The sequence below is a fragment of the Streptomyces sp. NPDC020379 genome (assembly GCF_044387105.1).
Lineage (GTDB): Bacteria > Actinomycetota > Actinomycetes > Streptomycetales > Streptomycetaceae > Streptomyces.
Genome location: NZ_JBIRVR010000003.1, coordinates 160,900 through 186,768 on the forward strand (window position 1 = coordinate 160,900; position 25,869 = coordinate 186,768).

General features: G+C 73.4%; 22 protein-coding genes. 10 read left to right on the plus strand and 12 right to left on the minus strand.

Annotation, left to right across the window (positions count from 1 at the left end; translation table 11 throughout):
• Nucleotides 1–82 precede the first annotated feature (82 nt).
• Together ACH427_RS05535 and ACH427_RS05540 are read left to right on the plus strand one after the other, a co-directional pair.
• Nucleotides 83–1,582: an MFS transporter gene (locus ACH427_RS05535; protein WP_398868093.1), complete on the plus strand. Its 1,500-nt coding sequence runs from the start codon at nucleotides 83–85 to the stop codon at nucleotides 1,580–1,582.
• 14 nt (nucleotides 1,583–1,596) lie between these two features.
• Entirely contained in the window at nucleotides 1,597–2,022 is a 426-nt protein-coding gene (locus ACH427_RS05540) for a VOC family protein (RefSeq protein WP_398868095.1), read from the plus strand.
• 155 nt (nucleotides 2,023–2,177) lie between these two features.
• Here ACH427_RS05540 and ACH427_RS05545 read toward each other — a convergent pair whose 3' ends face one another.
• The 3 genes from ACH427_RS05545 to ACH427_RS05555 form a co-directional block, all read right to left on the minus strand.
• Nucleotides 2,178–3,359 carry a winged helix DNA-binding domain-containing protein gene (locus tag ACH427_RS05545; RefSeq protein WP_398868096.1) on the minus strand — a complete coding sequence of 394 codons (1,182 nt, stop codon included), beginning with the start codon at nucleotides 3,357–3,359 and terminating at the stop codon, nucleotides 2,178–2,180.
• Between the two features lie 68 nt (nucleotides 3,360–3,427).
• Entirely contained in the window at nucleotides 3,428–4,720 is a 1,293-nt protein-coding gene (locus ACH427_RS05550) for a M64 family metallopeptidase (protein ID WP_398868097.1), read from the minus strand.
• 208 nt (nucleotides 4,721–4,928) lie between these two features.
• Nucleotides 4,929–6,266 (minus strand): alpha/beta fold hydrolase, encoded by a 1,338-nt coding sequence (locus ACH427_RS05555; RefSeq protein ID WP_398868098.1) that lies wholly within the window; start codon nucleotides 6,264–6,266, stop codon nucleotides 4,929–4,931.
• A gap of 169 nt (nucleotides 6,267–6,435) precedes the next feature.
• On the opposite strand from ACH427_RS05555, the gene ACH427_RS05560 reads away from it, so the two are divergent.
• From ACH427_RS05560 to ACH427_RS05570, 3 genes are all read left to right on the plus strand, one after another.
• Nucleotides 6,436–7,797: a helix-turn-helix domain-containing protein gene (locus ACH427_RS05560; protein ID WP_398868285.1), complete on the plus strand. Its 1,362-nt coding sequence runs from the start codon at nucleotides 6,436–6,438 to the stop codon at nucleotides 7,795–7,797.
• Nucleotides 7,798–8,176: 379 nt separating this feature from the next.
• Nucleotides 8,177–8,890 (plus strand): response regulator, encoded by a 714-nt coding sequence (locus tag ACH427_RS05565; protein ID WP_398868099.1) that lies wholly within the window; start codon nucleotides 8,177–8,179, stop codon nucleotides 8,888–8,890.
• A 76-nt stretch (nucleotides 8,891–8,966) separates the two neighbouring features.
• Nucleotides 8,967–10,091 (plus strand): sensor histidine kinase, encoded by a 1,125-nt coding sequence (locus tag ACH427_RS05570; protein ID WP_398868286.1) that lies wholly within the window; start codon nucleotides 8,967–8,969, stop codon nucleotides 10,089–10,091.
• A gap of 38 nt (nucleotides 10,092–10,129) precedes the next feature.
• On the opposite strand, the gene ACH427_RS05575 is transcribed toward ACH427_RS05570, so the two are convergent.
• Nucleotides 10,130–10,498: an STAS domain-containing protein gene (locus ACH427_RS05575; protein WP_398868100.1), complete on the minus strand. Its 369-nt coding sequence runs from the start codon at nucleotides 10,496–10,498 to the stop codon at nucleotides 10,130–10,132.
• A gap of 397 nt (nucleotides 10,499–10,895) precedes the next feature.
• On the opposite strand from ACH427_RS05575, the gene ACH427_RS05580 reads away from it, so the two are divergent.
• Nucleotides 10,896–11,459 carry a sigma-70 family RNA polymerase sigma factor gene (locus ACH427_RS05580; protein ID WP_398868101.1) on the plus strand — a complete coding sequence of 188 codons (564 nt, stop codon included), beginning with the start codon at nucleotides 10,896–10,898 and terminating at the stop codon, nucleotides 11,457–11,459.
• Complete coding sequence (locus tag ACH427_RS05585) at nucleotides 11,456–12,595, plus strand: maleylpyruvate isomerase N-terminal domain-containing protein (RefSeq protein WP_398868102.1); 1,140 nt, start codon at nucleotides 11,456–11,458, stop codon at nucleotides 12,593–12,595. The genes ACH427_RS05580 and ACH427_RS05585 overlap by 4 nt, the downstream gene beginning before the upstream one ends.
• Nucleotides 12,596–12,622: 27 nt before the next feature.
• On the opposite strand, the gene purU is transcribed toward ACH427_RS05585, so the two are convergent.
• From purU to ACH427_RS05600, 3 genes are all read right to left on the minus strand, one after another.
• Nucleotides 12,623–13,507 (minus strand): formyltetrahydrofolate deformylase, encoded by an 885-nt coding sequence (gene purU, locus ACH427_RS05590; RefSeq protein WP_398868103.1) that lies wholly within the window; start codon nucleotides 13,505–13,507, stop codon nucleotides 12,623–12,625.
• Nucleotides 13,508–13,566: 59 nt separating this feature from the next.
• On the minus strand, nucleotides 13,567–14,004 hold the full coding sequence (locus ACH427_RS05595) for a hypothetical protein (protein ID WP_398868287.1): 438 nt from the start codon (nucleotides 14,002–14,004) through the stop codon (nucleotides 13,567–13,569).
• Between the two features lie 126 nt (nucleotides 14,005–14,130).
• Nucleotides 14,131–15,564: a hypothetical protein gene (locus ACH427_RS05600; RefSeq protein WP_398868104.1), complete on the minus strand. Its 1,434-nt coding sequence runs from the start codon at nucleotides 15,562–15,564 to the stop codon at nucleotides 14,131–14,133.
• A gap of 343 nt (nucleotides 15,565–15,907) precedes the next feature.
• Here ACH427_RS05600 and ACH427_RS05605 point away from each other — a divergent pair, with 343 nt between their 5' ends.
• A complete protein-coding gene (locus tag ACH427_RS05605) occupies nucleotides 15,908–16,210 on the plus strand; it encodes a hypothetical protein (protein WP_116213435.1) in 303 nt (100 codons plus the stop codon).
• Between the two features lie 712 nt (nucleotides 16,211–16,922).
• Here ACH427_RS05605 and ACH427_RS05610 read toward each other — a convergent pair.
• Complete coding sequence (locus ACH427_RS05610) at nucleotides 16,923–18,317, minus strand: transcriptional regulator (protein ID WP_398868105.1); 1,395 nt, start codon at nucleotides 18,315–18,317, stop codon at nucleotides 16,923–16,925.
• A gap of 329 nt (nucleotides 18,318–18,646) precedes the next feature.
• Here ACH427_RS05610 and ACH427_RS05615 point away from each other — a divergent pair, with 329 nt between their 5' ends.
• Nucleotides 18,647–19,318, plus strand: a complete 672-nt coding sequence (locus tag ACH427_RS05615) for a bifunctional DNA primase/polymerase (RefSeq protein WP_390752581.1) — start codon at nucleotides 18,647–18,649, stop codon at nucleotides 19,316–19,318.
• Between the two features lie 33 nt (nucleotides 19,319–19,351).
• Here the strand turns inward: ACH427_RS05615 and ACH427_RS05620 are convergent, their stop codons facing one another.
• From ACH427_RS05620 to ACH427_RS05630, 3 genes are all read right to left on the minus strand, one after another.
• Nucleotides 19,352–20,761 (minus strand): FAD-dependent monooxygenase, encoded by a 1,410-nt coding sequence (locus ACH427_RS05620; protein ID WP_398868106.1) that lies wholly within the window; start codon nucleotides 20,759–20,761, stop codon nucleotides 19,352–19,354.
• Between the two features lie 139 nt (nucleotides 20,762–20,900).
• Nucleotides 20,901–21,758, minus strand: coding sequence for an alpha/beta fold hydrolase (locus ACH427_RS05625; RefSeq protein WP_398868107.1), 858 nt, complete (start codon nucleotides 21,756–21,758; stop codon nucleotides 20,901–20,903).
• Between the two features lie 732 nt (nucleotides 21,759–22,490).
• Nucleotides 22,491–23,183, minus strand: a complete 693-nt coding sequence (locus ACH427_RS05630) for a metal-dependent transcriptional regulator (protein ID WP_398868108.1) — start codon at nucleotides 23,181–23,183, stop codon at nucleotides 22,491–22,493.
• A gap of 196 nt (nucleotides 23,184–23,379) precedes the next feature.
• On the opposite strand from ACH427_RS05630, the gene ACH427_RS05635 reads away from it, so the two are divergent.
• A complete protein-coding gene (locus ACH427_RS05635) occupies nucleotides 23,380–24,135 on the plus strand; it encodes an SIS domain-containing protein (protein ID WP_398868109.1) in 756 nt (251 codons plus the stop codon).
• Between the two features lie 32 nt (nucleotides 24,136–24,167).
• Here ACH427_RS05635 and ACH427_RS05640 read toward each other — a convergent pair whose 3' ends face one another.
• Nucleotides 24,168–25,565 carry a PAS domain-containing protein gene (locus ACH427_RS05640; RefSeq protein WP_398868110.1) on the minus strand — a complete coding sequence of 466 codons (1,398 nt, stop codon included), beginning with the start codon at nucleotides 25,563–25,565 and terminating at the stop codon, nucleotides 24,168–24,170.
• Nucleotides 25,566–25,869 lie beyond the last annotated feature (304 nt).

Here is a 25,869-nt window from a genome sequence, read left to right on the forward strand (position 1 = left end):
GAGGACCGGAAATAGAGGTGCTACATTTTTAGACAGCCTCTAATTTAGAGGGGTGTCCAGCGCTCGTGAGGATGTCTCCGCCATGCCCGACCCAGCAGCACCGACGACCCGGACACCGGCCCCGCGGGAGGCGCGCCACCCGGCCGCGGCGCTCGCCGGTCCCGCGCCCGCCCGGAGCCCCCGGCCCACCGCGGCGATCCTCTTCATCGCCTGCGCGGCCCAGTTCATGGTCATCCTCGATGTGTCGATCGTGAACGTGGCCCTGCCGTCCATACGCGCCGAACTCCACCTCGGCGGCGCCGGTCAGCAGTGGATCGTCAACGCCTACACCCTCGGCTTCGCCGGGCTCCTGCTGCTCGGCGGCCGCGCGGCCGACCTCGTGGGCACCAAGCGCGCCTTCCTCACCGGCCTCACGGCCTTCACCGCCGCCTCCCTGGCGGGCGGACTCGCCACCGACGGCGCGCTGTTGATCACCGCCCGCGCCGTGCAGGGCATCGGCGGCGCGGTGCTCGCCCCGGCCACCCTCACCCTGATCATGACGACGTTCACCGAGCCCGCGGCCCGGACCCGCGCGATGTGCGCCTGGAGCGCCGTCATGGCCGCGGGCGGCGCGGCGGGCGCGGTCATCGGCGGGGTGCTCACGGAGTACGCGGGCTGGCGCTGGGTACTGTTCGTCAATGTGCCCATAGGCGTCGCCCTGTTGGCCGCGGCCCTGGTGTACGTCCCGGCCACCACCTCCGGACGGGGCGGGCTGCGCCGCCTCGACCTCCCCGGCGCCGCGTCCGTCACCGCCGGCCTGACCGCGCTCGTCTACGGGATCATCTCCACCGAGACGCACGGCTGGGACTCCCCCACCGTGTGGGCGCCGCTCACCGCCGGGGTGCTGCTGCTCCTGGCCTTCCTCGCCGTGGAGTCGCGGGTCGCGCATCCGCTCGTACCACTCGCCGTCCTGCGCCGCCGCGGCCTGGCCACCGCCAACCTCGTCGTGCTCGGGATGGGCGCGGCCTCCTTCGCGATGTGGTTCCTGCTGTCGCTCTACTTCCAGCAGATCCTCGGCTACAGCGCGGTCAAGGCGGGCCTGTGCTTCCTGCCCGGCTCGCTCGCCATCATCGTCGGCGCGCAGCTCGCCACCCGGATCATCGCCCGCACGGGGCCGCGCCCGCTGCTCGTCGCCGGCATGGCACTGAGCACGGTCGGCTTCGTCTGGCTCTCCTGGATCCGGGCCGACGGGAATTATGCAACTGATGTGGCAGCACCGTTCGTCCTCGCCACCTTCGGTACGGGACTCGCGATGATGCCCGCCACCGTGGCCGCGACCAGTGGCACCGACCGCGCCGAGGCGGGGCTCGCCTCGGGCCTCGTCAACACCTCCCGCCAGGTCGGCGGCGCGCTCGGACTCGCTCTCCTGGCGACCGTCGCCTCGCACGTCACGACCGGGCGCCTGGCCACCCACCCCCAGGACATCCAGCAGGCACTGACCGCTGGATACGGCAGGGCCCTGCTGATCGCCGCCGCGTTCACGGCATGCGCCGCGCTCGGCGCGCTCGCCGTGCCCGGGAAAGCGCGCAGGGTCACCTCATGAAGGAAGGATCCGTCATGGCCAACGAGTTGAACCACATCATCGTCCACGTCAGGGACCGCCGTGAGACCGCCGCGTTCATCGCCGAGCTGATGGACACCGAAGCGCCCCTCGACTGGGGCCCCTTCACCCAGATCACCAGCTCCAACGGCGTCGGCATCGACTTCGCCGACGACCACGTGGCGCCGGACGCGATCAACATCAGCCACCTCGCGTACCTCGTGACGGACGCGGAGTTCGACGCGATCTTCGGCCGCATCGAGAAGAAGGGCGTGCGCTACTGGGCGGACCCGGCGATGAAGCGCGAGGGGCAGATCAACCGCGAGTACGGCGGGCGCGGCGTCTACATCAAGGACCCGGGCGGCACGTGCGCGATCGAGTTCATCACCAAGCCGTACGGCGCGACGCCGTCCCCGAACGTCGAACGGCCCGAGCCCGCCTGACACCCGGGGGCCCGCCGAGTGGCACCCCCGGCGCACTGAACCGCACACCCGCATCAGCCGCGTCCGGCCCGTCCGGCGCTTGAGGACACCGCCGCGCAGCGGTGGTGCGGAACCAGACCACCCGCAGCCGACCCGCAAGGTTCGCCGGACCCCGCTCAGCGCGTGAGTGAAAGCTCCCGTTCCAACGGCGTCCGGAAGCGCGGCGTGACCCGCACGGCGCCCAGCCACGCCGACAACCGGGCGGCCTCCGCTGCGATGGCGGAGGCCGCACCGCCGCCGGCGTCCGACAGCAGCCGCCAGACGACCTCGCCGTCCGGGCGCTGGGCCCAGCCGCCGACGACGCGGCCGTTCCACCACACGGTGGGGCCGATGTTGCCCGCGCGGTCGAAGAGGGCGGGCACGTGGTCCGGGTCCAGATACCAGTCCCGGCCTCGCCAGCCCATGGCGGTGGGGTCGAGGCCCGGGAGGAACGCCGCCCACGGTTCGGCCGCTTCGACGTCCTCCAGGTCGTCCGGCAGGGCGAATCCCGGGCCGTGGGCCAACTCCACGTCCTGGACGCCCACATCGGCCAGCGCCCGGCGCGTGTCCCCGAGCGTCCAGCCCGTCCACCACTTCAGATCCGCTTCCGTCGCCGGACCGAAGGACGCGAGCCACCGCCGGGCCACTTCCGCCTTGGACTCCCGCACGGGGAGTTCCGGCAGTCGGTGCACGGGCGCCCATGCATACATGCTGCTGGTCCACGATCCTCTTGGACGGGCGCGGCGTACGTGTCCGTCCGAGGCGAGCAGGCGCAGCATCCGGCTGCCGACGCTCTGCCGGGCCGCGTACGGCTTGCCCGCCGAGACCAGGATCGTCTCCCGCAGGGCGGGCACGTCCTCGGCGAGCTGGGCCGTGGTCGCCTCCCCGCGGGCGGCGAGGGCGGCGAGCACCTCCCCCTCCGTCCGGGCGAGCCGCTGTTCGTCCCAGCTGCTCTCGGCGCCCTTCCGGAGGAACTTCATGAACGCGGCCCGCTCCCGCGCCGCGATCGCCCGCGCGGTGGAGGCTTCGACGTACGGGGCGAGCCCGGAGCTCACGGCGAAGATCGTGTGGCGCATGGACAGCAGCTTCCACAGCGTGACGTCCTCGTACAGCGCGCGCTCCACCTCCGCCACCGACGGCTCCGCCAGCCGTGCGCACGCGGACAGATACACGGTCGCGGCGTCGGTGGCGTGCAGCCCCACGAGGGCATCCGCCACGTCCTCGACGGACGCGGCGCGGTGCGCGGGCGCGAGGAGGTGCCGGCGGCCGAGGCGGGCGCGGCGCTGTTCATCGGTGAGGCGAGGGCGGAAACTGCTCATGGGGTGAGCCTAGGAGCGATGTAGGCCGGGTCCTGTCCTATTCCGCGCCGGTCCGGTCAGGCACCGGCTCAGCGCGCTGTCGTCCAGGTCAGCGCGCCCCGCATCCGTTCCCGCAGCAGGGGGTCGCGCACCGCGTCCGTGCCGTCCGCCGCCCGCGCCGACACCGTGTGCGCCCCGTGGTCGTCGGGGACGCCGAGCGCCCGGGGAGTCACCGACAGCCGTCCGCGCGCGCCGGTGATCTCGCGCCCGTCGACGTACCACCGGACCGCCACGCTGCTCGCGGACAGCCGCACGGTGAGGCGCTCGCCCCGGCCGACGGCGGTGTCCGTGCGGCGGTCGCTCGTCAGCGCGCTCGCGTGCCGGTAGAACCCGGCGATCATGGCCTCCCGGCCGGGCAGGTTGAACTCGTGCCCCAGGGTGCGCATGATCGAGTTCTCGGTGGGCCGGAAGAGGCCCTTGGGGTAGTAGCCGCCGCCTTCGTACGCGCCGACCGTGCCGCCGTCCGGTGAGGTCCGGCCGATCCAGCGGTACCACTTCTGCCGCTGCGCGGTCATCTCGGCGGCGCTCAGCCTTGTGATGTTCGCCTGGGCCGGTTCGGCGCCCGTGTAGGTGCCGTACTCGTCGTACTGGTACTCGTCCGCGAGCTTCCCCAGGGAGTGGCCGGTCTCGTGGACGGCGATCTGGTCGGACTTGGCGTTGTCCGAGGAGGCCGTGGCGATCCCGTCGTAACCCACCTTGGAGACGACGTCGTTGTAGCCCGCGCCGCCGTATTTGGTGGAGTTGGACAGGACCACCACGAGGTCGGCGGCGGGCGCCTTCGCGGCGTACGACTCGACCCTGCCGGTGTCGACGCACAGCAGCCGCTCGATGCCGTCGCAGAAGAAGGCGGAGCGGAGCGCGGTGTCCTTGACGACGTCCTTGCCCGGGTCGCCGGAGACGCCGGAGTCGTGGGAGACGGCGTCCACGGCCCAGACGTTGAACAGGTTCTTGTACGAGGCGTACGGCTCGACGGCCGACATCTTGGCCCACTTGGCGCGCACGGCGGTGTGGAAGTCGCCCTGCTGTGCCGCGGTGTAGCCGTCGCCGACGAAGACGACGTCGAGCTTGCTGCCGACCGGGCCGTTCCGGACGACCGAGATGACGTCGCCGTCGCCGCGGACCGAGGACCGCAGGGACCGGGGCGGGGTGGGGGACGCGGGCACCGTGGTGTGGCGGGGGTGGCCGTCGGGGCCGGTGAAGTATTCGACGGACTGGGAGCGTCCGGGCTGCGGCGTGGCGGCGGAGACCGCCGGCGCGGCCGTGGCGGCCAGGGCGGCCGTCAGGGCGGCCGCGCCGGCCGCGAGGGATATTCGTCTGCGCATGGGGGGTTCCTCCCGAGTTCCCGCCACGGTGTAAGCGGCGGGTTAAGTCGAGTTAAGGTGCAGCTCAACGTAGGGGCTCGGGAGGACCGGGGCAATGGCCGTGACGCGAGTGATGGCTCAAAGAGATGCGGGAACTTCCGCGGGGTCACGGGGAGTTATCACTCCGGTACGGCCACCCGCCGGTCCGTATCAGCCTGAAGCGCCATGGTCACCCGTCGTCCCGCACGAGCGTCAGCAGCCGGTCCAGCACCACGCGACCGCTCGCCCGCACGCCGTCGTGCTCGAACTCGTCGGTGACCCAGGTGCGCAGGCCGCCGATGGCGCGGGCGGTGCGCAGTGAGTGTCCGGTGTCGACGTAGAGGTCGTCGTGGTAGATCGCGGCGGCCACGGGAACGGTGTTGCGGGCGAGGCGTTCGGGGTCGTAGAGGGGCGTCCAGCCCTTGCGTTCGGCGAGGAGTTCCGCGGTGTGCCGCAGGGGGCGCAGCGCGGGGTGGGTGCGCAGCATCCAGGGGTGGACGGTCTCGCCGGTGAAGAGGAAGCGCGCGCCGGGCTCGAAGTGCTGGTCGAACTGCGGGAATTCGGCGCGCACGCGCTCGGCGGACCAGTGCGTCGCACGCCCGTCCTGGGCATAGATGGCCTCATGGAGGATCGCGTAGAGCGGGCAGTGGGCGCGGGAGAGCACCGCGGCGACCGCTTCGGCGAACGCGTCGGACAGCCGCGGCCCGGCGACCGTGTCCACGAAGGCGTCCTCCAGGAGATAGTGCAGCCGGTGGGAGCCGTCGCCGGTGCCGAGCAGGATGCCGAGCTGCTGGAACGCCTCGACGGTCAGGAGGGTGCCGTCGGGCAGCACCTCCTCGCGCCCGGCGAGGTGGGCCGCTATGCGCCGGGCGGCCGCCTCGTCGCCGGGGTAACGCGCGTAGTGCGCGAGGTTCTTGCGCTCCATGCGCGGATAGGCGGCACGGTAGACGGCGTCCGGGTCGGCGTCGAGCGAGGGCAGGCCGCCGGTGATGATCACCTCGGCGAGCCCCTCGGGGGCGTACGAGAGATAGCTGACCGCGCAGAAGCCACCGAAGCTCTGGCCGAGCACGGTCCAGGGCCGCCCGCCGGTCAGCCGGGGGCGGATGAGCTCGCAGTCGCGGACGATGGAGTCGGCCCGGAAGTGGGCCAGGTAGTCGGCCTGTTCGGCGGGCGTGCCGCGCAGCGGCAGCGTCTGGCGGTCGGCGGGTGTGGAGCGTCCGGTTCCGCGCTGGTCGAGCAGGAGGACGCGGTAGTCCTCCAGCGCGCGGTCGAGCCAGTTCTCCCTGCCGAGCGGGCGGCCCGCCGCGAAGCCGGGCCCGCCCTGGAGGTAGACCAGCCAGGGCAGGTCGTCGTGCTCGTGGCGGGTGGCGACGACCTCGCGGGCGTAGAGGCGGATGGTCTCGCCACCGGGGTCCGCGTGGTCGAGGGGCACCTCGAAGTGGTGGTCGGTGAGGACGAGTCCGGGCTGCCGGAAGGTCGTACCAGCTCTTCCCGTCGTGACAGCCGCCCCGCGGACGGTCTCCGGCATGCTTTCCACCCTCATGTGAACGGGCCCGCCGGATGTCGGCCGGACATCGGACAGGCATCAGTAGGACATCGGACAGCCATGAGCGGGCCCGGAAGGGTTTGACTCACCGCGTGCATCACACGGCGTAACTTATCGAGGGGCACCAGTGGCCGAGAACAGCACCCAGGGCATGCGGGCGGACGGGCCCTTGGACATAGGGCGGCGTGTGCTGCGGCTGCGCACGGAGAAGGGCCTCACGCAGCGCCAGCTGGCCGAGCCCGCCTATACGGCCGCGTACGTCTCCACCTTGGAAGCCGGGCGGGTGCGCCCGTCGGAGAACGCGCTGCGCCACCTCGCCGAGCGGCTCGGCACCACGGTCGAGGAGCTCGCCACCGGACGCCCGGCGCACCTGGCGACCGCGCTGCGGATGCGGCTCACGGACGCCCGCCGGGCGCTGGCCACGGGCGCCGCGCGGGACGCCGCGGAGCTGTTCGGCGCGCTGCGCGAGGAGGCGGCCGGGCTGGCGCTCGTCCCCGAGCAGAGCGCCGCGCTGCTCGGCCTCGGGGACTGCGCCCTGGAGACGGGCGATCTCGCCGAGGCGCGCGGCCACTTCACGGCCGCCGAACAGCTCCTCGCGGACGAGCCGCTGCCGCGCCGCGTCCCGGCCCTCCGGGGGCGCGCCACCGCGCACCTGCTCGCCGGCGAACTGCGCTACGCCTGCTATCTGCTGGAGTCCGCCGTCGACGAACTGAACGCCTCGGGGCTGCACGACCCGGACGCGCTGCTGCTCCTCTACACGGCGTCCATCGCGCCCTATATGGACATGGGGGCGCACGCCCGGGCCGCGCACGCCGCCGAGCTCGCGCTGGCCCTCGCGCCCAAGGTGGAGGACCCGGCGCTCGTCGCGGGGATGCACCGGGGGGTGGCCCGTACGCTGATCGCCGAGGGGCGCATCGCCGAGGCCGACGCGTCCCTGGCCAAGGCGCAGGAGCTCTATCTCCAGCTGCACATCCGTACGGAACTCGCCCACTGCCACTGGATGCGCGGTTACGTCCGCGCGCAGGACGGCGACCTGAAGGGGGCCGAGAGCGAGCTGCGCACGGCCCGGGACATGCTGGCGTCCAAGCGGGCCGCGCTGTTCACCGTGCAGGTCGAGGTGGAGCTGGCGGACGTGCTGCGGCGGCGTGGCAAGACGGACGAGGCGGAGCGGCTGCTGCGGCCCCTCCTGTCGCCCTCGGCGCTGGGTGCCGAGCGGGGCGCCGTCCACGCGGGCGGCGCGCACCGGCTGCTGGGCCTCATCGCGGACGAGCGCGGGGAGCACGAGACGGCGGAGGAGCACTACTGCTCCGCCCTGTCCCTCCTGGAGCGCACGGGAGCCGCTGGCGACCTCGCCGACCTGTGCCGTCTGCTGGGTGATCTGCTGCGGCGTACGGGCCGTACGGAGGCCGCGCTGGACGCGTACCGCACGGGGCTGGGGCACCGCGCGGCGCCGGGGACGACGACGCTGGGGCCCGCGCCCACCGAGCCGCCCTTCAGGAGCGGGGTGCTGTAGCGGCCACCGGTGGCGGCAGCACGCGGTGCACAGGCCGCCGCTTGTGGGGGACGCGGCGGTCCGTGACCGCGTGCTGCCGCGTCGCTCCGCGCGCGTGGCGCGCCACGGGCGGCCGGGCGCACGGTCGCGGCCCCCGGCATGGTGCAGCATGGAGGTCATGCTGCCCGGTGGTGTGCCCGGACGGCATCCGTCCCGGGTCCCGGTGGACCCCCTCCGGTCGGCGGGGGTGCCGCACGGAGCGGACAAACCGACGACTGGAGCCTTACGCTCCGTTTCTGGCCGTCCTCGCGGGCGGTGCGGCGGGCCGGAGACCGGCCCGCCCGCCGGAGGCCCCCGGGCGGTCCGGCCGGACAGAGCTGACAGGAAGAGGTAGCGGTCGGTGATCCGTGTTGCGGTGGTGGACGACGAGCAGCTCGTCCGGTCCGGGCTGCGGATGATCCTGGGCACGGCCCCGGACATCGAGGTCGTCGCGGACTGCGGCGGGGGCGAGGCCGTGGACACCGTGCTCGGCTGCGCCCCGGACGTCGTCCTGCTCGACATCCGGATGCCGGACGTCGACGGCCTGACCGTGCTGCGCGCCCTGCGCGGCCTCCCGCGGCCGCCCGCCGTGGCCATGCTCACCACCTTCGACGCCAACGAGTACCTCGCCGCGGCGCTGCGCGGCGGGGCCACCGGCTTCCTGCTCAAGGACACCGACCCGGAGCAGCTCGTCCAGTCCGTACGCACCCTCGCGGCCGGCGGCAGCGTCCTCGACCCGGGCGTGACGCGCGCGGTCATCGGCGGCTACCTCGCCGCGGAGGCCGAGTCGACGGCCGCGCGGGCGGTGGCCACGCTGACCCCGCGCGAGCGCGAGGTCCTCACCCACGTCGGCGCGGGCCTGGCCAACCCGCAGATCGCCGAACGCATGGGCCTGGCCCCCAGCACCGTCAAGGACCATGTGCGGGCCGTCCTGGGCAAGCTGGGCGGCCTCAACCGCGTCCAGGCCGCGATCGTCGCCGACCGCGCGGGCCTGGTGGCGACCCCGCACCGCACGCCCGCCCGCGGCCCGCGCCCGGCAGGCGGCTCGCGCCCGGCGCCGGGGAGCCCGCGGTGAGGCGCGCCGCGATCCGCGCCGCCGAGGCGATGACGGCCGGGCGGGGCACGCGGTGACCGTGAGAGCGGGGCACCGGATGCCCGCCGCGGTGCACAAGGCCGCGCCCGTCCTCGTGCCCGCGCTGCTGGCGACGGTGGACGCGCTGCTCGTCAACGGCGCCGGTTTCGGCCGGGGCATGGGCGTCTCGCTGCTCGCCGCGGTGGCACTGCTGTGGCGGCGGCGGTTCCCCGTCACCGTCTTCCTGGCCACGCTGCCGGGCATCTACATCGGCTACATCTGGTTCGCCCCGATGATCGCCCTCTACACCGTGGCCGTACGCCGCACCGACCGCCGGCTGCTCGCCGTCACCGGGCTGCTGCTGGCCGTCGCGCACTTCCTGCCGTTCCCGGCCTCCGAACTCTCCTTCTCCGACCGCCGCCAGACCGCTCTGCTGCTCGTCGACGCGCTGGTCACCGCCGCGACCCCCATCGCGCTCGGCCTGCTCACCCGCACCCGCCGCGAACTCGCCGCCCGGCTCGACGAACTGACCCGCAGCCGCGCCCGCGAGGACCGGCTCCTCGCCGACCAGGTGCTGGCCACCGAACGCGCCCGGCTGGCACGGGAGATGCACGACGTCGTCGCCCACCAGGTCAGCCTGATCAGCCTGCAGGCGGGTGCCGTGCAGATCAGCACGCGGGACGCGCAGGCGCGCGACGGCGCCACGAAGATCCGCGAACTGTCCGTGCGCACGCTGGAGGAGCTCCGCCACATGGTCGGCATCCTGCGCGCCGCGGGCGCGGACACCGAGGAGCTCACCCCGCAGCCGAGCCTCGCCGATCTGCCGCGGCTGATCGAACTGAGCGCGCTGGACGTCGCGTACGACAGCGGGTGCGACCCGGCGGCGGAGCGCTCGGAGGCCGTGGAGCGCGCGGCCTTCCGCACGGTGCAGGAGGCGCTGACCAACGCCCGTAAGCACGCGCCCGGCGCGCGCGTACGCGTGCGTGTGGCCGAGACAGGCACGGGGGCGGCGGCGCCCCGGCTGCTGGTCGAGGTCCGCAACGGCCCGCCGGACGCGGCCGCGCCCGCGCCGGACCTGCCGGGCGGCGGCCACGGGCTGGTGGGCCTGCGCGAGCGCGCGCAGAGCCTCGGCGGAACACTCCTGGCGCACCGGACGGAGGACGGGGGATTCGTCGTACGGGCGGAACTCCCCCTGGAAGGGTAGGGACCGGGGGCATCAGGCGTCGGGCAGCCGGACAACCGTTATGCGGAAAGCGGCTCTTCGTGCGTCGCGGCCGCCAGGTCGGGGTAGATGTCGAAGAGGCGGCGCACCCCGAGCGCCGCGAGGACCCTGTTGATGTGTGATCCGTCCGCGCCGCCCTGCTCGGGCAGGATGAGTCTCAGCCGGCCCTGACAGGAGCGCATCAGACGACGCGCGGCGATCAGCACCCCGACGCCGCTGGAGTCGCAGAAGCGCACGTCGGCCAGGTCGAGCACCAGACTGCGGCGGCCGTCGGCGACCGCGTCGTGCACGCGTTGCCGGACCACCGGCGACGTCACCAGGTCCATCTCACCGGAGACCAGGAGGACTGCCCAGTCCCCCTGGTCGGCGTCCTTCACCTTCAGCGTCACGCGCTCGAAGCCCCTTCGCTCGGTCTCTCGTTCCCCGGAACGGACCCTTCCTCGGGTGCGGCTGCCCGACCGCTCCCTCGTGAAACACCACAACGCCGATCGGCCCTCAACGAGCCTATGCCCAGCTCGAACCCTCAATTCTCCTAGATCCGGTCACACACGCATAACACATCGGCACATTCGCGCACGTACGATCTATAACGATCGGACAATGGTGCGGAAAGTGACCGTGGCAATACCATCCGCAGCCGTCGCGAGGCCCCCTTTGCCGCAAACGCGTCTGCGGTGTCACACCCGCCGACTACATTCGTAAAGCATGTGACGCCGCGCACAAGCGCGAGCGATCATCAGTACGAGAGCCACGCGGGACGGCCGGGCGCACGTAAGGAGGGGCGGCATGACGACCGACGCACCACCCAGGTGGGACCGCAAGATGCAGCAGCGGCTCGCGCACGGTGAGGCGGCGGCGCTCGGCGAGCTCTACGACCGCTTCGCCACGCTCGTCCACACCCAGGCCCACCGGGTGCTCGGCGACGAGAGCGGCGCCGACCGCGTCACGCGCGAGGTCTTCGGCTACGTCTGGGAGCACCCCGGCGCCTACGACCCGAAGCAGGGCTCCCTGCGCTCCTGGCTCGCCTCCCTCACCCACCAGCAGGCCGTCGAGCGGCTCCGGCGGGCCCAGAGCGACGGCCGGAGCAGCCCGGAGGAGATCGAGGAGAAGGTCCGCGCGGCCTCCGCCGCCGCCCGCGCCGACTACATCGTCACCTCCATGCCCGCCCCGCTGCGCGCCGCCCTGGACCTCGCCTACTTACGCCGCCTCGACTACCGCCAGGCCGCCGCCCAGCTCGGCGTCACCGAGGACGAGGCCCGCCGCCGGCTGCGGCTCGGGCTGCAACTGCTCTCCACCGCGCACCACGGGCCCCGCGTGACCGCGCCCCGCACACACGGAGGAGTGCGATGAGCGACGCCGCGGCCGATGCCCGGACGACCCACAAGGTGCTCAAGTCACTGCTCGGCGCCTGGGCGCTGGCCGCCTGCTCCTGCGAGGAGACGGCCGCCGTCGAGGAGCACCTGACCGACTGCGCCACCTGTGCGGACGAAGCCGTGCGGCTGCGGGACGCGGTCGCCCTGCTGCACCCCGAGGACAGCCTCGACCTCGACCCGAGGCTGCGCTCCCGGGTGCTCGACTCCTGCCTGGGGCGGCGCCCGGCCCGCGTCCCGGTGCCGGAGTGGGCCGCGCCGTACGACGCGGAGACGGCCCGGCTCGACGCGCTGCTGCGTGACATCGGCGAGGCGGAGTGGCGGGCTCCGGTGCGGCTGAAGTGGTTCGACGGCGAGCGGTCCATGGCCCGCGACCTCACCGCGGCCGCCGTGATCGGCCACCTCATGGCCGTGGACGGCCTCGTCTCCACCGCGCTCGGCCTCCCGGACCCGCTGGGTCCCGGCGCCACCCGCTCGCCCACGGAGCGCACCGAGGCGCTCTGGGCACAGCAGGCGGCAGCGGGCGCTCCCGGCCGGCACAGCCCCGGCACGGCGCGCGGAGCCTGGCGCGACCAGAGCACGGCGCTGATCCGCGGCGTGTCCTTCGCCGCCGAGGAGGTGGCCGGCCTGCCGGTGTCCTACGGCGCGTTCGGCCTGCCCCTGCGCGACTCCCTCGTCGACCGGGCCTTCGAGTGCTGGGTGCACGCCTCGGACATCGCCGAGGCCGTCGACTATCCCTACGACCCGCCCGCGCCCGGCCACCTCAGGCACATGGTGGGCCTGGCGGCCCGGATGCTGCCCGGCGCCCTGGCCGGCCGCCGCCGCGCCGGGCTCGCCCCGCCGGCCCGCACCCTGGTCGCGGCGGGCGCCCCGGGCCGCACGCTCCACCTGGAGGTCGAGGGCAGCGGCGGCGGGCATTGGTACGTCCCGCTGGACTCCCCCGGCGCCCTCGGTTCACCCGAAGGGACGGTCGCCCACGTCGCCCTGGACGGGATCGAGTTCTGCCGGCTGGCCGCGGGCCACATACCCCCGAAGGACGCGGCCGTGGGCCGCACCGGTGACAGCGAGGCGATCGACGACGTCCTTCTGGCCACGGCTTCCCTCTCCCGGCTGTGACGGGAGAGGGGGCCGCGGGCTCGGGGCTCAGGCGAAGACGACCGTCCGCCGGCCGTTGAGGAGGACGCGGTGCTCGCTGTGCCACTTCACCGCGCGGGCCAGCGCCTGGCACTCCACGTCGCGGCCGATCGCGACCAGTTGGTCGGGCGTGACCTCGTGGCCGACGCGCTCGACCTCCTGCTCGATGATCGGGCCCTCGTCGAGGTCGGCGGTCACGTAGTGCGCGGTGGCACCGATCAGCTTCACACCACGCGCGTGCGCCTGGTGGTACGGGCGGGCGCCCTTGAAGCTCGGCAGGAAGGAGTGGTGAATGTTGATGATCTTCCCGGAGAGCACCTTGCACAGGTCGTCCGAGAGCACCTGCATATAGCGCGCCAGCACGACCAGTTCGACGTTCTCCGCCTGCACGAGCTCCAGCAGGCGGGCCTCGGCCTCCGCCTTGTTGTCCTTCGTCACCGGGATGTGGTGGAAGGGGATGCCGTACGAACCGACGAGCTCGGCGAAGTCGGTGTGATTGGAGACGACCGCGGCGATCTCGACCGGCAGCGCGCCGATCCTCGAGCGGAACAGCAGGTCGTTGAGGCAGTGCCCGAACTTGGACACCATCAGGACGATGCGCATCTTCTCGTCGGCCCGGTGGATCTGCCAGTCCATCGCGAAGGAGTCACCGATGGCGGCGAAGCTGGCCCGCAGCTTCTCCAGCGTCACCGGCGCGTCCGCACCGAAGTGCACGCGCATGAAGAAGAGCCCGGTGTCTCTGTCGCCGAACTGCTGGCTGTCCTCGATGTTGCAGCCGGTCATGAAGAGATAGCTGGACACCGCGTGCACGATGCCCTTCTTGTCCGGGCAGGAGAGCGTGAGGACGTACTGTTCCGGGGCCCCTTCGGTGACAGGGGACTGCGAGGCGTTCATAGCCCAATAGCGTCGCACACCCGGCGGCCCCTCCTGACCGCGCCGGGCGCCGGGCCCGCTCAGCGGGCGCCGGTGGCCAGGGCCAGGACGTCCAGCGAACGGGGCGGGACGTCCGGGTCGTCCCCGTCGTTCGCCGCCAGCCGGACGTGCGCCTCACGGGCGGCCCGGACGGCGTCCGGCCAGCCGTGGTGCTCCAGATACGCCGAGACCGGGGCGTCGGCCCCCACCTGGTGCATGATCCGCAGCACCCGCAGCACGGCGACGTCGACGACGGCCACCTCGGCGGAGTCCCGGAAGATCGTCCCGAGGTACTTCTCGGCCGACCAGTTGTCCAGCCAGGTGTCCTCGACCAGCCGGTAGACGGCGTCGGTGACGTCCCCGAAACCCGCGCGCCCGGCCAGCCAGCACTCCTGCTGGAACACCGGGTCGGAGAGCATGTGCAGCGCGGAGCGTACGTTCACGCGCCAGCGCCACCATGGCATGTCATTGAGCGGCATGCCGTCCATGGTGGTCGAGCGGCGGCCGCGGCGGGGAGACTTCTCCGAAGCTGTCACACGCTCGATCGTACGTTCCCCCTCCGCACCCCCGGCCGGGGGCCCGTGCCCGGAGGCGGCCCGCCGCTGCTACAGCTGCGTCCACTGGTGCTGGGACAGGTGGTATTTCTTCGCGATCGGGTTCCACAGGTCGGCCGCCTTCTTCTTGGCCGCCGTCGCGTCGCCGCTCGCCTTGTCACCCGCCGCGCTGTCACCCGTCGGCTTGGCGTGGCCCTTGACGCAGCCGCCCTTGCCGGCCGCCTGACCCGCCCACGCCGCGTAGTGGCTGTCCGCCGCCGAGGAGGACTGCCACGCCTTCGTCAGCTGCGCCGACAGCTCCGCGTTGTCCGGAAGCTTGTCGATCGAGGTCTGCTGGAGCCGGGTCACCAGGCCGTCACGCTGCTTCGCCGCGTCCCGGAGATCGCTCCCCGACTTGTCGAGGTCCTTGCAGCCGCGGGTCGCGTCGACCGCCCTGATGACAGCGTCACGGCTGTTGTTGCTGTCCTTCAGGAGCGCGTCGAGCGCCTTCGCCTGGGCGAGCGCCGGATCGTCGGCCTTGGCCTCCGGGTCCTTCTTGCCGTCGTCGGCCGCCGGAGACGAGCCGGGCGCGGACGAACTCGACGCCGCGTTCTGCTGATCGCTCTTGTCGTCGCCGCCACCGCTGAGCAGCGCGCCGGCACCGAGCCCGGCCGCGGCACAGGCCGCGACGACGATCCCGACGATCGCGGGGGTCGGCAGCTTCTTCCTGCGCGGCGGCTGCTGAGGCTGCGGCTGGGGCGGCGGACCCGCCTGGGGACCGCGCGGCGGCGGCACCTGCCGGTGCGCCTGGGGCGCCTCCGTGGCACCGCTCTCCCGGAACAGCCCGTCGAACTCGGCAGGCGGCGGCCGCTCCCCCGCCTGCGCGAAGGCCGCCCCACCGGCCGGGGGTATGTGCGGGCCGGGCGGAACGGGAGGGCCGGGCGACACCGGCGGCAGATACTGCGTGGCGCCCTCGTCGGCCACCGGCGGCAGATACTGCGTCGCGCCCGCCTCCTGCACCGGCGGGAGGTACTGCGTGGCCGCGCCGTTGTCGACCGGCGGCAGATATTGCGGAAGCTCCGGCCCGCCCGGCTGCGGCGAAAGGAACTGCGTCGCCTCACCCTGCGGGCTCGCGGGCACGGGCGGCAGGTACTGGGTCGCCGCGGCCGCGGCGTCGGGCAGCGGCCCGCCGCCCACGGGCGGTATGTACCGCGTCGCCTCATTCGCCGAGGCCGAGTCCTGGACCGGCGGGAGGTACCGCGTGGCCTCCGAGGCGCCCGGCGCCTGGGCGGGCGGCAGCGGCGCGCCCGGCGGCATCTCCGGCGGCAGCGGCGCACGCTGCGCGTCCGGCCCCCAGGGCTGCCCCCACGGCTGCCCCGGCGCCGGAGCCGGGAGCCGATCGGCGCCGCGCCGCTCGGCGGATTCCTGCTGAGCGGGCAGCACAACACCCTCGCGCGGGGCCTGCGCGGGAGGCTGCGGCACGTTTCCCTGTCCGCTCTGCGTCACCGGAACTCCTATTTGTACGGGACTTGGCGTCGCCTCACGCTACCGGGTCGCCGGGCGGCGGTGCCATGTCCGCTGGGTGCGGGGGCCGTGGACCGGGTGCGGCTCGCCTTTTCCGGTACGGGCCGGTTCACGCCTGCGGCGGGCGGCCTCCGATCTCCCCCGGCCACCTCCACCGGACTCCGTCCGGGGCGCCGCGGAGCGCGGCCGAGCCGCACGGTGACCTCGCTCCTCACGCCCAGGGGGACTGCGCGGGTACGCGTTGTCAAGCCGGAGTGCGTGGGGTTGCGGGGTGCCCTACGGTGCTCCCAAGTAGCCAGGAATCATGCGCAGAAGGAGGGGAAGAGTGGACGAGGAGGAGGACCGGCGGCTGCGGGCGATCGCACCGGAGATCTCCCACACCACGATCGGCCTGATGCGAAAGGTCGTCGGGCTCGAACCGGCCGAGCGGGTGCCCGAGGAGGCCATGCGGGTCGCCGACGAGGTGCTCGCCAAACACGGCACGGACGGTCTGCGCGTACTCATCATGAGCCTGTCGGGTTGGATGGCGGTCGGTATCGAGAACGTCGCCCACCTCACCCATCAGACGAACGAGGCCGTGATCGACAGCATCGAACTGACTTGCCTGGAAGCGAATCCTGACGGCTGACGGGGTGCGCCGACGACGGCGGGGCGGGTGGGGCGGCGGGCTTGTTCCCCACCCCGCTCCTCCCGGCGCCGGGCACACGCCCCAGGCCCCGGCTGCGGGTGGGTGGGCGCCCGCGGCGGGCTTGTTCCCCGATCCCGCCTCTTCCTGAAACCGGGGGCAAGCCCCCAGACCCCCACAACTCTGCGCGCCCCGGAACTGGAGCGCTGCCCCGGGCCCCGACCTGCGGGCCGGTTCGCCGCCTGCGGCGGGAGCGCCCTGCGGGCACGTCCTCAAACGCCGGACGGGCTGAAAGAAACGCGTGCGCCCCGGGCTGAAAAGAAACGTCGGGCCCACCCGGACAGCAACGAGCACCCCAGGCGGACCGAAAAGGCGGGCACACCCCACCACCCCGCACGCGCCCTCCGGTGGGAGGGGGTGGGGCTGGAGGGTGGGGTTCTGGAACGCGGTGCGAATTCGGGGCACTCCATACGCGAAACGGCAACCGCACCGCGTTCCAGGTCCCCAGCCCGGAAGATCCACCCCCGGCACCCACCACAAACCAGCCCGGCCGGCGCTTGAGGCCGCCCGCCGCAGGCGCAACGGACCCGCAGAAGACAACGGCGAACCCCACCAACCAAAGCCCGGCCGGCGCTTGAGGCCACCCCACCCAAACCACAAACACACCGCACCGGACAACAAACAAGAACCCAGAAGCAGGGGCAGCAGCCTGCCCCTACGCCGCCGCCACCTCCAACCGCGCCCCGAACTCCCGAACCACCGGCTCCTCCCGGTAAGGAGCCAGCCGCTGCTGGAAGTCGTCCAGATACTCCGCCCCCCGGTTGGACCGCAGCGTGCCGAGCAGTTCCAGGGCGCGCGTGCCCGTCGCGCACGCCTCGTCCACGTCGCGCTGCTGCACCTGCGCCGTGGCCAGGAGCAGCATCCCGATGGCGCGGCGCCGCACCCGCCCCTCGGGGTGGCCCGCGATGGCGTCCTCCGCCTGGCGCCGCGCCTGGTCGGCCTGGCCGAGGTCGCGGTGGCAGTGGGCGAGTTCGTCGGCGAGGTAGGCGTGGTCGAAGTGCCGGATCCAGGGCGGATCGTCGCCGGTGCCCTTGCCCGCTTCGGCCCCGGCCTGTTCGAGGTGGTTCAGGGCGCGCCCGGCGGCCGTCTGGAAGGCACGCGCGTCCCCCATCAGCGCGTGCCCCCGGGCCTCCGCCGCGCAGAACATCGCTTCGGCGCGCGGGGTGACCTGCCCCCGCGCCCCTTCCTGCGCGGCCTTGGCGAGTTGGGCGATCTCCCGTGGGTTGCCGAGGGACGCGGCGAGGTGGCTCATGCCGGCGGCGAGCACATAGCCGCCGTAACCACGGTCCCCGGCGGCCTGGGCGAGCCGCAGAGCCTGGATGTAGTAGCGCTGTGCGAGCCCAGGCTGGCCGGTGTCGACGGCCATGTAACCGGCGAGCTCGGTCAACCGGGCGACGGCGGCGAAGAGTTCCCGTCCGACGGATTCCCGGTACGAGCCGGCGAGCAGCCCGGAGACGACGCTGTTGAGGTAGTGGACGACGACGGGCCGGACGTGTCCGCTGCCGTAGCGGTGGTCGAGCTCGACGAGGGCGTCCGTGGTCGCGCGTACGGCCTCGACGTCCGAGGCGCCCACGCGGGCCCCGGCGTTGCGCGCGACCTGTGGGTCGGCGCCGGTGATCAGCCAGTCACGGCTGGGCTCGACGAGGGCGGAGGACGCCACGGACGTGCCGCTGAGGAAGTCCCGCCGTCCGACGTCGCTGCGCCACAGCTCGCAGACCTGCTCGATGGCTCCCAGTACGGTCGGGGAGAACTGGAGGCCGACGCCGGACGCGAGGTTCTTGCCGTTGGCCATGCCGATCTCGTCGATCGTGACCGTGCGGCCGAGCTTGCGGCCGAGCGCCTCGGCGATGATGCCGGGAGCGCGGCCGCGGGGTTGCTGGCCACGGAGCCAGCGGGCTACGGATGTTTTGTCGTACCGCAGGTCGAGGCCGTGCTCGGCCCCGCACATGTTGACGCGGCGCGCCAACCCGGCGTTGGAGCAGGCTGCTTCCTGGATGAGTGCTTGCAGCCGTTCGTTCGGCTGCCGCGCCACGAGTGGCCGTGCGGCCATGCTGTACCCCCTGAGACTGCTAAGCGTTCGCGGCTCGCGCCGCGAGGTGCGGAGAAGCTGAGACAGCTGCTGAGAGCGTCTTCCCCTGTGATCTTTGCCCCCTGAATGTCCGGAGAATGCGGACTTAACGGTAATGACAGCAAAGGTGGCAATGGCCAAACAATGACTGCATCGCCCTTTCGCCTCGCAGGTGGCTACCCACCTGCGGCGGGGAACCCGCGCCTGCGCCCCCGTACATGCATCCGTGCGCCCCATGTGCATATCCGACCGCGACCGACAAGCATGACCCTGAGCCGTAACCCCTCGTGACAAGGGGAGTTGTGAAGGACGTGGAAGAGACCATCGGAGTAGTAGGAGCACCGCTCGTCCCCCAACAGCGCGGCGAGCGGCTGCTGGACGCGGCCGTCCGGTACGCGGAAGAACGGCACTGGGACGTCTTCGCCGGCACCTGGCTGGAGGCCGAGGAGGGGCGGGAGCGCTGCTCGTGCGGCGAGCTGGGCTGCCCCGCCCCGGGTGCGCACCCCGCCCGCCCCGACTGGGCGACCCAGGCCACCGGGAGCGCCGTCGCCGCCCGCCGGATGTGGGCGCGGCAGCCCGGCTCCTCGGTCCTGCTGCCGACGGGGCGCACGTTCGACGCGCTGGACGTGCCGGACACCGCCGGGTGTCTGGCGCTCGCCCGCATGGAGCGCATGGGCACCCCGCTCGGCCCCGTCACCTGCACGCCGTACGGGCGGATGCTGTTCTTCGTGCTGCCCGGTGGGGCGTTGAAGGTCGGCGATCTCGCGCGCAAGCTCGGCTGGCACCCCTCCACGCTCGATCTGGTCGCGCGGGGTGAAGGGGATTACGTCGTCGCCCCGCCGACTCGCATGGGGTCGCGCGGCTCGGTGCTCTGGGCGCGCGAACCCACCGCCGCCAACCGCTGGCTCCCCGACGCCGAGGAGCTGGTCAGCTCGCTGGCGTACGCGTGCGGGCGGGACGCCGCGGACGCCCGGCGCAGGTGAGGTCCCCCGCTCCGCAACCGTGCCGGGCGGCGGTCAGGAAGCCTCCGCCACATGCCCGTCCGGCCGCACGAGCAGGGTCACCGGGAGCGCGTCGGCCCGGGTGACCGTGGTGACGTCCGGCTCGGTGCCGGCCTTCGCGCCGCGCGGCAGGACGCGTACGTGCCGTCCGGCGCGCAGTGCTTCATAGAGCCTGGACGGGCCGTCGGCGCTCTCGGCCAGCGGCAGGTCGGGGGCGCGGCGGCCGGTCAGCGGGTGGGCCCCGGGCGGGGCGGGGTAGTCGATGCCGATGCCGGACACCAGGCGCGCGCCGCGGTCGAGGGCGAAGGGCAGGACTCCGACGGCACCGGCCGCCACGTCGCGCAGGGCGCGGGCGGCCGGTGAGCCGAGGAGCGCGGCGTGCAGGATGGCGCCGCTCAGGCGGAGGGTCAGCTTGCCGACCGGGTGGCGTTCGTCGTGATAGCTGTCGAGCAGCGCGCTCTCCGCCCGGCCCTGGAGCACGGCGGCGAGCTTCCAGCCGAGGTTGGCGGCGTCCTGGATGCCCGCGTTCATCCCCATGCCCCCGGCGGGCGAGTGGACGTGCGCGGCGTCGCCCGCGAGGAGGACCCGGCCGTCGCGGTAGCGCGGCACCTGCCGCTCGTCGCTGTGGAATCGCGAGGTCCAACGGACGTCGTGCATCCCGAAGTCGGTGCCGAACGCGTCCCGGGTGACGGCCCGCAGATCCTCCATGTCGACGGGGGCGTCGGAGGGAAGATCGCTGCCGCGCTCCCAGGCGATGGCGCGGTACCACCCGTCACCGAACGGCACCAGGAACGCGAAGCCACCGGCCCCGGCCTCGAAGGCGGGCAGCCCGGCGGGCTCGGTGTCGACGCGGACGTCCGCGAGCATCACGGACCGCAGGATGCCCTTCCCCGGGAAGGGCATCCCCAGCGCCTTCCGCACGGCGCTGCGCACCCCGTCGGCCCCCACCGCATACGCCGCGCGCAGTCGGCTTCCGGCCTCCCCCTCGCGTACGTCCGCCTCCACGCCGTCGGCGTCCTGGCGGAGGCCGGTCACCTCGGCGCCGCGCCTGATCACCGCGCCGAGGGCGAGGGCACGCTCCTCCAGGACGCGCTCCGTCTCGTACTGCGGGGTCAGCAGCACGCCCGGGAAGCGGGTGGGCAGCCGGGAGAGGTCGACCCGGGCCCGGCCGAAGAAGCGCAGGGAGGAGGTGAACACCCCGGTCTCCAGGAGCCGTTCGGCGATGCCCCGGGCGTCGAACTGCTCCAGGGTGCGCGCGTGCACCGCGAACGCCCTGGTCAGATTGGACTCCTCGGCCCGCCGCTCCAGCAGCGTGACCCGCACTCCGGCGGCGGCGAGATCCCCCGCGAGCAGCAGGCCGGTGGGACCGGCGCCGACGACGAGCACGTCGGCGGACAGGGACGCGGACGACAGCTGGGAGGACATGGCATCTCCTCGGTGTGCACGGTCAGTGCTCGGTGAGCCGTACCTCCAGTGGACACCTCGCACCCGAATTATGTCAACGCTTGTTGAATTTTCCGCGCGAGGACCGGCCGGTGTGAGGACCGGCCAAGAGGACGCCCGGCTACGCCGGGAGCGCCGTCTCCAGGAAGCGCTCGACCTCGCGCCGCCAGGCGTCCGGCTGGTCGTAGTGCACGAAGTGGCCCGCGTCGTGGACCTCCGCGTAGACCCCGCGCGGGAGCACCCGCACCATCTCGTGGGCCTCGGCCCGGCCCAGCTCGCCGTCGAGCCCGCGGACGACCAGCGTCGGGCACTGCACCAGCGCGAGGTCCTCCCAGTGCGCGTCGCGTGCGTACGTCTCGCGGGCGAGCAGCATCTGGCGGCGGGAGAAGACCGGGCGCCAGCCGTCCGAGCGCTCCGCCATCACCTCGGCGTAGAAATCGCCGCGGGCCGGCTTGGGGCGCTCCAGGGCCGGGTCGTCCTCCCCGAACCACTTGCGGACGTCCGCGAGCGTGGCGAAGGGCACGGGCCAGGACTTGAACCACTCGCCCCACTCGCGCCGCCCGGCGACCCCCAGCGCGGAGGCCCGCATCTCGCAGATCACCAGGGCCCGCACCAGATCGGGGCGGCGGGCGGCGAGCTGCCAGGCGACGAGGGCGCCCATGGCGTGGCCGACGAGGGTGACGGGCGCGAGCCCGAGCTGCTCGACGGCGGCCTGGGCGTCCGCGACATACGCCTCGCGGGTGAAGGGGCCGTCGACGGGGCGCTCGCTGCGGCCGTGGCCCCGCAGGTCGAGGGCGACCGCGCGATGGCGGGTGGAGAGCCAGCGGGCGGTCTCCGCCCAGTGCGCGGCGCGGCCCATCAGACCGTGGAGCAGCAGCACCGCGCCCTCCGGGCCGCCCTCCGCCTTCGGCGGGTCCGCGAACTCCCAGGCGGCGAGCCGAACTCCGCCGCCTCCACTCACGTCGATACGCCGCGCCATGAGCCTGGCACCCCCTTTTCTCCCCCGATCAGCTCCACTGTATAGAACTGGTATTCGAACACTCGGCTGTCGCGTGCAACACCCCTCGTTCGAGTGACCTTGCTGAAGGGTTGACCGGCGGCGCCCAGGGGAGTAATCGACCTGGGCGTGGACCGCTCGGGGAAGAAGGTCCACGGGGCGGACCCTGGGAGCTCGGGGCTCCGGGTCGCCACGGGGGTGCATGGGGAGGCAGGGCCCCGGCTGCTCGTGAGAGCGCCGGGGCCCTCGTCATCCCCGGCCACCGACCTCATCGCAGCCCCCTCCCCGGGACGACGGCGCACCGCGCATATGCGTCAGCGCCAGCGTGGCATGAGGCGGGGGGCTTTGCGCCCCATACCGGGAGTCCGGGCCGGAGTTGACCGCGCCACCCGCGGCGGGCCGGGGGGGCGCGGGCTCGGCGTCGCGGAGTGGAGCAGAGCGCCCTTGGGGGTCCCCGACGGGCCGGAAGTACGGACCCTCAGGGCACGAACCCACGATCCGCGCACTCCAGCGTCCCCCGTCCCGCGGGCGACGAACCCGCGGTCCGCGCACTCCGGCCCGTCCGGCCTTCGAGGACACCGCGCGGAGCGCGGTCGACGGGGCCTGGGGCGCGACCCCGGAAAGGACTCGGGGCACGACCCCGGAAAGGACCTCGGGCGCGGCCCCGGAAAAGAGGGGGCGCAGGCAGCGCCCCGACCGCCACCGCCGCCGGAACTACCGCTTCGCCACGAACACGTGCGTGGCGATGTCCGCCTCCAGCTCCGCCGCCTCGCCGCCGCTGCCGACGAGCACGCCGCCCGCGGACTCCGTCACGCTGACGACCGCGCCCGGCTGCACGCCCGCCCGGCGCAGCGTGTACATCAGCTGGGGGTCCGTCTGGATGGGCTCGCCGATGCGGCGGACGACGACGGTCTTGCCCTCGCTGCCCGGCTCCAGGTCCATCAGGCTGACCATGCCGTCGTTGAGGAAGGGATCCGGCTCGGGCCTCTCGCCCAGCTCCTCCAGGCCCGGGATGGGGTTGCCGTACGGCGACTCCGTGGGGTGGCGCAGCAGCTCCAGCACGCGCCGCTCCACCGCCTCGCTCATCACGTGCTCCCAGCGGCACGCCTCGGCGTGCACCTGCTCCCACTCCAGGCCGATCACGTCGACGAGCAGGCACTCCGCGAGGCGGTGCTTGCGCATGACGCGCGTGGCCAGCCGGCGGCCCTCCTCGGTGAGCTCCAGGTGCCGGTCGCCCGCGACCGAGACCAGGCCGTCACGCTCCATGCGGGCCACCGTCTGGCTCACCGTCGGGCCGCTCTGGTCGAGCCGCTCGGCGATGCGGGCACGCATGGGGACCACACCCTCCTCCTCGAGCTCGAGAATGGTGCGGAGATACATCTCCGTGGTGTCGATCAAACCGGACATGCGTGCCCCTTGATAAGTCGTGCGCTGGCCCCGGACTCAATTCTGACGCATATCGCTGACAACGGTGCCGCGGACGGCGACGCCCGCCGTCGTCGTATTGACAGGGCCCAGGTCCAGACCGCAACGTGATCCGCGCCACGAGCGTACGCCCAGACCGTACGCGCCACCGGATCCCTAGCTAAGGAGCCCCGCAGCGATGAGCGAGAACAAGCTGGCCGGGCAGTTCTTCGACGCCGCGATCGGGCTCCTGCGGCGGGTGCGCGACGAGGAGGCGGAGCACATCGCCACGGCGGGGTCGATGCTGGCCGACGCCGTGGCGGCCGGGGGCCGGATCTTCGTCTTCGGTGCCGGGCACTCCTCGCTGCCCGCCCAGGACGTCGTCTACCGCGCGGGCGGCCTCGCCCTGGTCAACCTGCTCGCCGTGCCCGGTGTCATCGGCCTCGACGTCATGCCCGCCACCCTCGGCAGCGCGCTGGAGCGGGTCGACGGCCTCGCCGGCGCGGTGCTGGACACGAGCCCCGCGCGGGCCGGTGACGTGCTGGTCATCATCTCGCTGTCGGGCCGCAACTCGCTGCCCGTGGAAATGGCCATGAACGCCCGCGCGCTCGGGCTCCGCGTCGTCGGCGTCACGTCGCTCTCCTACGCCGAGCACACCCGGTCGCGGCACACGTCGGGGACGTTCCTCAAGGACCACTGCGACCTCGTCATCGACAGCAAGATCGGTATCGGGGACGCGGAGCTGACCGCCGACGGCATCGCCGCGCCCTTCGGCCCGGCGTCCACCGTGGTCACGAGCGCGCTGATGCAAGCCGTCGTCGCCTGTGCCGCGGGGGCGCTCGCCGAGCGGGGGATCGACCCGCCGATGCTCCGCTCCGGGAACGTCGACGGGGGCCACGAGTGGAACGGCCGCGTCATGGACGAGTACGGCGACCGCATCTTCTTCCGGCACTGACCGCTCCGCTCCCCCGCTCCAGCCCCCCGGTTCTAACCGCCCGCCGCCACCGCGAGGTCGACCGAGGCCGCCACCCGTGAGGCGATGTCCTCCGCGTACGTCGCGTCCGCCCTGTCGAACGGCCGCCGGGACGGGCCGCGGAGGAAGGTGACCACGCCCACCGTCCGGCCCCGGCTGCGCAGGGGCGTCGCCAGGGCGTGCAGCGTGCCGTCCGGCCACTTGCGCGCCGCCGCCCACCCTTCCGAGCAGTCCGAGACCGCCCGTACGGAACCGCAGCGTTCGACCGCCTGGAGCGCCGGGTGGCCCTCCGCGTACGGCACCGGGATGCCGCCCCGGACGGTCGCCGGGGAGGCGGCCGGGCCGGGCGTACCGGACGGCGTGGCCGCGGCCCGTACGACTCTGACCGGCTCGCTCGGGGTCGCCTCCGGCTCCGGCAGCAGGTCGACCAGGGCGTGGTCGGCGAAGCCGGCGAGCGCGAAGTCCAGATAGAGGGTGGCGGCCTCCATCGGGTCCTCGCACTCGGCGACCGCCCGGCCCGCGCGGTGCAACTGGCTGCCGCGGAAGCGCAGTCGCGCGCTGTCCTGCTCGGTGAGCCGGGTCGCCGTCACGTCCAGGAAGAGCCACGCCACCCCCAGCGGCACCGGCTCCTCCGCCAGCGGCGAGGCCAGCCGCAGGAAGCCGCTGCGCCAGCAGCGCCGCTCGGGCGGGGCCCCGCCCTGGTCGCGCAGAGTGACCCAGAGGTCGGTGGGGGCGGGCGGGGCGCCGGCGGCCAGTACGTGCTGGAGGGCGCCCTCGATCTCCTCCACACCCTGGTCGAGCAGCTCACCGAGGGGGCGCCCCAGCAGCGCCGTCCGCCCCGAGCGCAAGGCGCGCGCCGCATGCGCGTTGGCGAGCGCCGGGCGCAGATCGGCGTCCACGAGGACCACGCCCCACGACGCGTCCCCGAACAGCGCCTCGCTCAGCGCGATCGACCGCTCCAGGTCGATCTGCGTGTGCACCTCGCTGAAGGCGCAGTACGCGCCCGCGGGCCTGCCGTCCGCACCGGGTACCGCCGACAGCTGCGTACGCACGAGGACCCGCCCGCCGTCCTTGGTCAGCAGCGCGAACTCGTGCACCTGGCGGCCGTGCGCCCGCATCGCGGCCATCAGCCGCGCGGTGACCTCCTCGGCGTCCGCCGTGCGCACCGCCCAGCCGGCCAGCCCGTGCCGCCCGACGGCCTCGGCCGCGGTCCAGCCCAGTATCCGCTCGGCCTCGCGGTTCCAGTGGGTGACCGTGCCGTCGGCGTCGAACGCGCACAGGGCCGCGTCCATCCCGTCGAGGAGCGCGGCGAGAAGGTCCGAGTCGTCGCAGTCGGCGCCGGGGGCGGAACCGGACCCGGGCCCGGCGAGTGCTTCCGGGCGGACCGGCCCGGACTGGTGTGGTGCGGTCACGAGGTACCCCCAGCTGGACGCGTCTGCATGTCCTGCACGACGGGCCATTCAACTCGACCGTGCTGTGCACCACACCGTCTTCGGGGAAATCGTTGCCCACAGGAAATTGGGTTGTGGCTCTCCGGCACGCTTCCTAGGGTGGTGCGCACACGAGAAGGGAGGTGGTTCGGGACATGATTTCAGTCCGGACGCGTGAGGTGACTGCGGGCTAGCGCCCGTCGTCGCGCACAGCGCAACGCCGGCTCCGCCGGCCAATCCCGAGCAGTCACCCGATCCGTGGGCTGCCGAGTCGTCCGCTCGGCGC

What these genes read in the sequence shown, in the direction of transcription:
- ACH427_RS05535 (WP_398868093.1), top strand. Translation starts at nt 83, where the DNA reads ATGCCCGACCCAGCAGCACCGACGACCCGGACACCGGCCCCGCGGGAG.
- ACH427_RS05540 (WP_398868095.1), top strand. Translation starts at nt 1,597, where the DNA reads ATGGCCAACGAGTTGAACCACATCATCGTCCACGTCAGGGACCGCCGT.
- ACH427_RS05545 (WP_398868096.1), bottom strand. Translation starts at nt 3,359, where the DNA reads ATGAGCAGTTTCCGCCCTCGCCTCACCGATGAACAGCGCCGCGCCCGC.
- ACH427_RS05550 (WP_398868097.1), bottom strand. Translation starts at nt 4,720, where the DNA reads ATGCGCAGACGAATATCCCTCGCGGCCGGCGCGGCCGCCCTGACGGCC.
- ACH427_RS05555 (WP_398868098.1), bottom strand. Translation starts at nt 6,266, where the DNA reads ATGCCGGAGACCGTCCGCGGGGCGGCTGTCACGACGGGAAGAGCTGGT.
- ACH427_RS05560 (WP_398868285.1), top strand. Translation starts at nt 6,436, where the DNA reads ATGCGGGCGGACGGGCCCTTGGACATAGGGCGGCGTGTGCTGCGGCTG.
- ACH427_RS05570 (WP_398868286.1), top strand. Translation starts at nt 8,967, where the DNA reads ATGCCCGCCGCGGTGCACAAGGCCGCGCCCGTCCTCGTGCCCGCGCTG.
- ACH427_RS05580 (WP_398868101.1), top strand. Translation starts at nt 10,896, where the DNA reads ATGACGACCGACGCACCACCCAGGTGGGACCGCAAGATGCAGCAGCGG.
- ACH427_RS05585 (WP_398868102.1), top strand. Translation starts at nt 11,456, where the DNA reads ATGAGCGACGCCGCGGCCGATGCCCGGACGACCCACAAGGTGCTCAAG.
- purU (WP_398868103.1), bottom strand. Translation starts at nt 13,507, where the DNA reads ATGAACGCCTCGCAGTCCCCTGTCACCGAAGGGGCCCCGGAACAGTAC.
- ACH427_RS05595 (WP_398868287.1), bottom strand. Translation starts at nt 14,004, where the DNA reads ATGCCGCTCAATGACATGCCATGGTGGCGCTGGCGCGTGAACGTACGC.
- ACH427_RS05610 (WP_398868105.1), bottom strand. Translation starts at nt 18,317, where the DNA reads ATGGCCGCACGGCCACTCGTGGCGCGGCAGCCGAACGAACGGCTGCAA.
- ACH427_RS05620 (WP_398868106.1), bottom strand. Translation starts at nt 20,761, where the DNA reads ATGTCCTCCCAGCTGTCGTCCGCGTCCCTGTCCGCCGACGTGCTCGTC.
- ACH427_RS05625 (WP_398868107.1), bottom strand. Translation starts at nt 21,758, where the DNA reads ATGGCGCGGCGTATCGACGTGAGTGGAGGCGGCGGAGTTCGGCTCGCC.
- ACH427_RS05630 (WP_398868108.1), bottom strand. Translation starts at nt 23,183, where the DNA reads ATGTCCGGTTTGATCGACACCACGGAGATGTATCTCCGCACCATTCTC.
- ACH427_RS05635 (WP_398868109.1), top strand. Translation starts at nt 23,380, where the DNA reads ATGAGCGAGAACAAGCTGGCCGGGCAGTTCTTCGACGCCGCGATCGGG.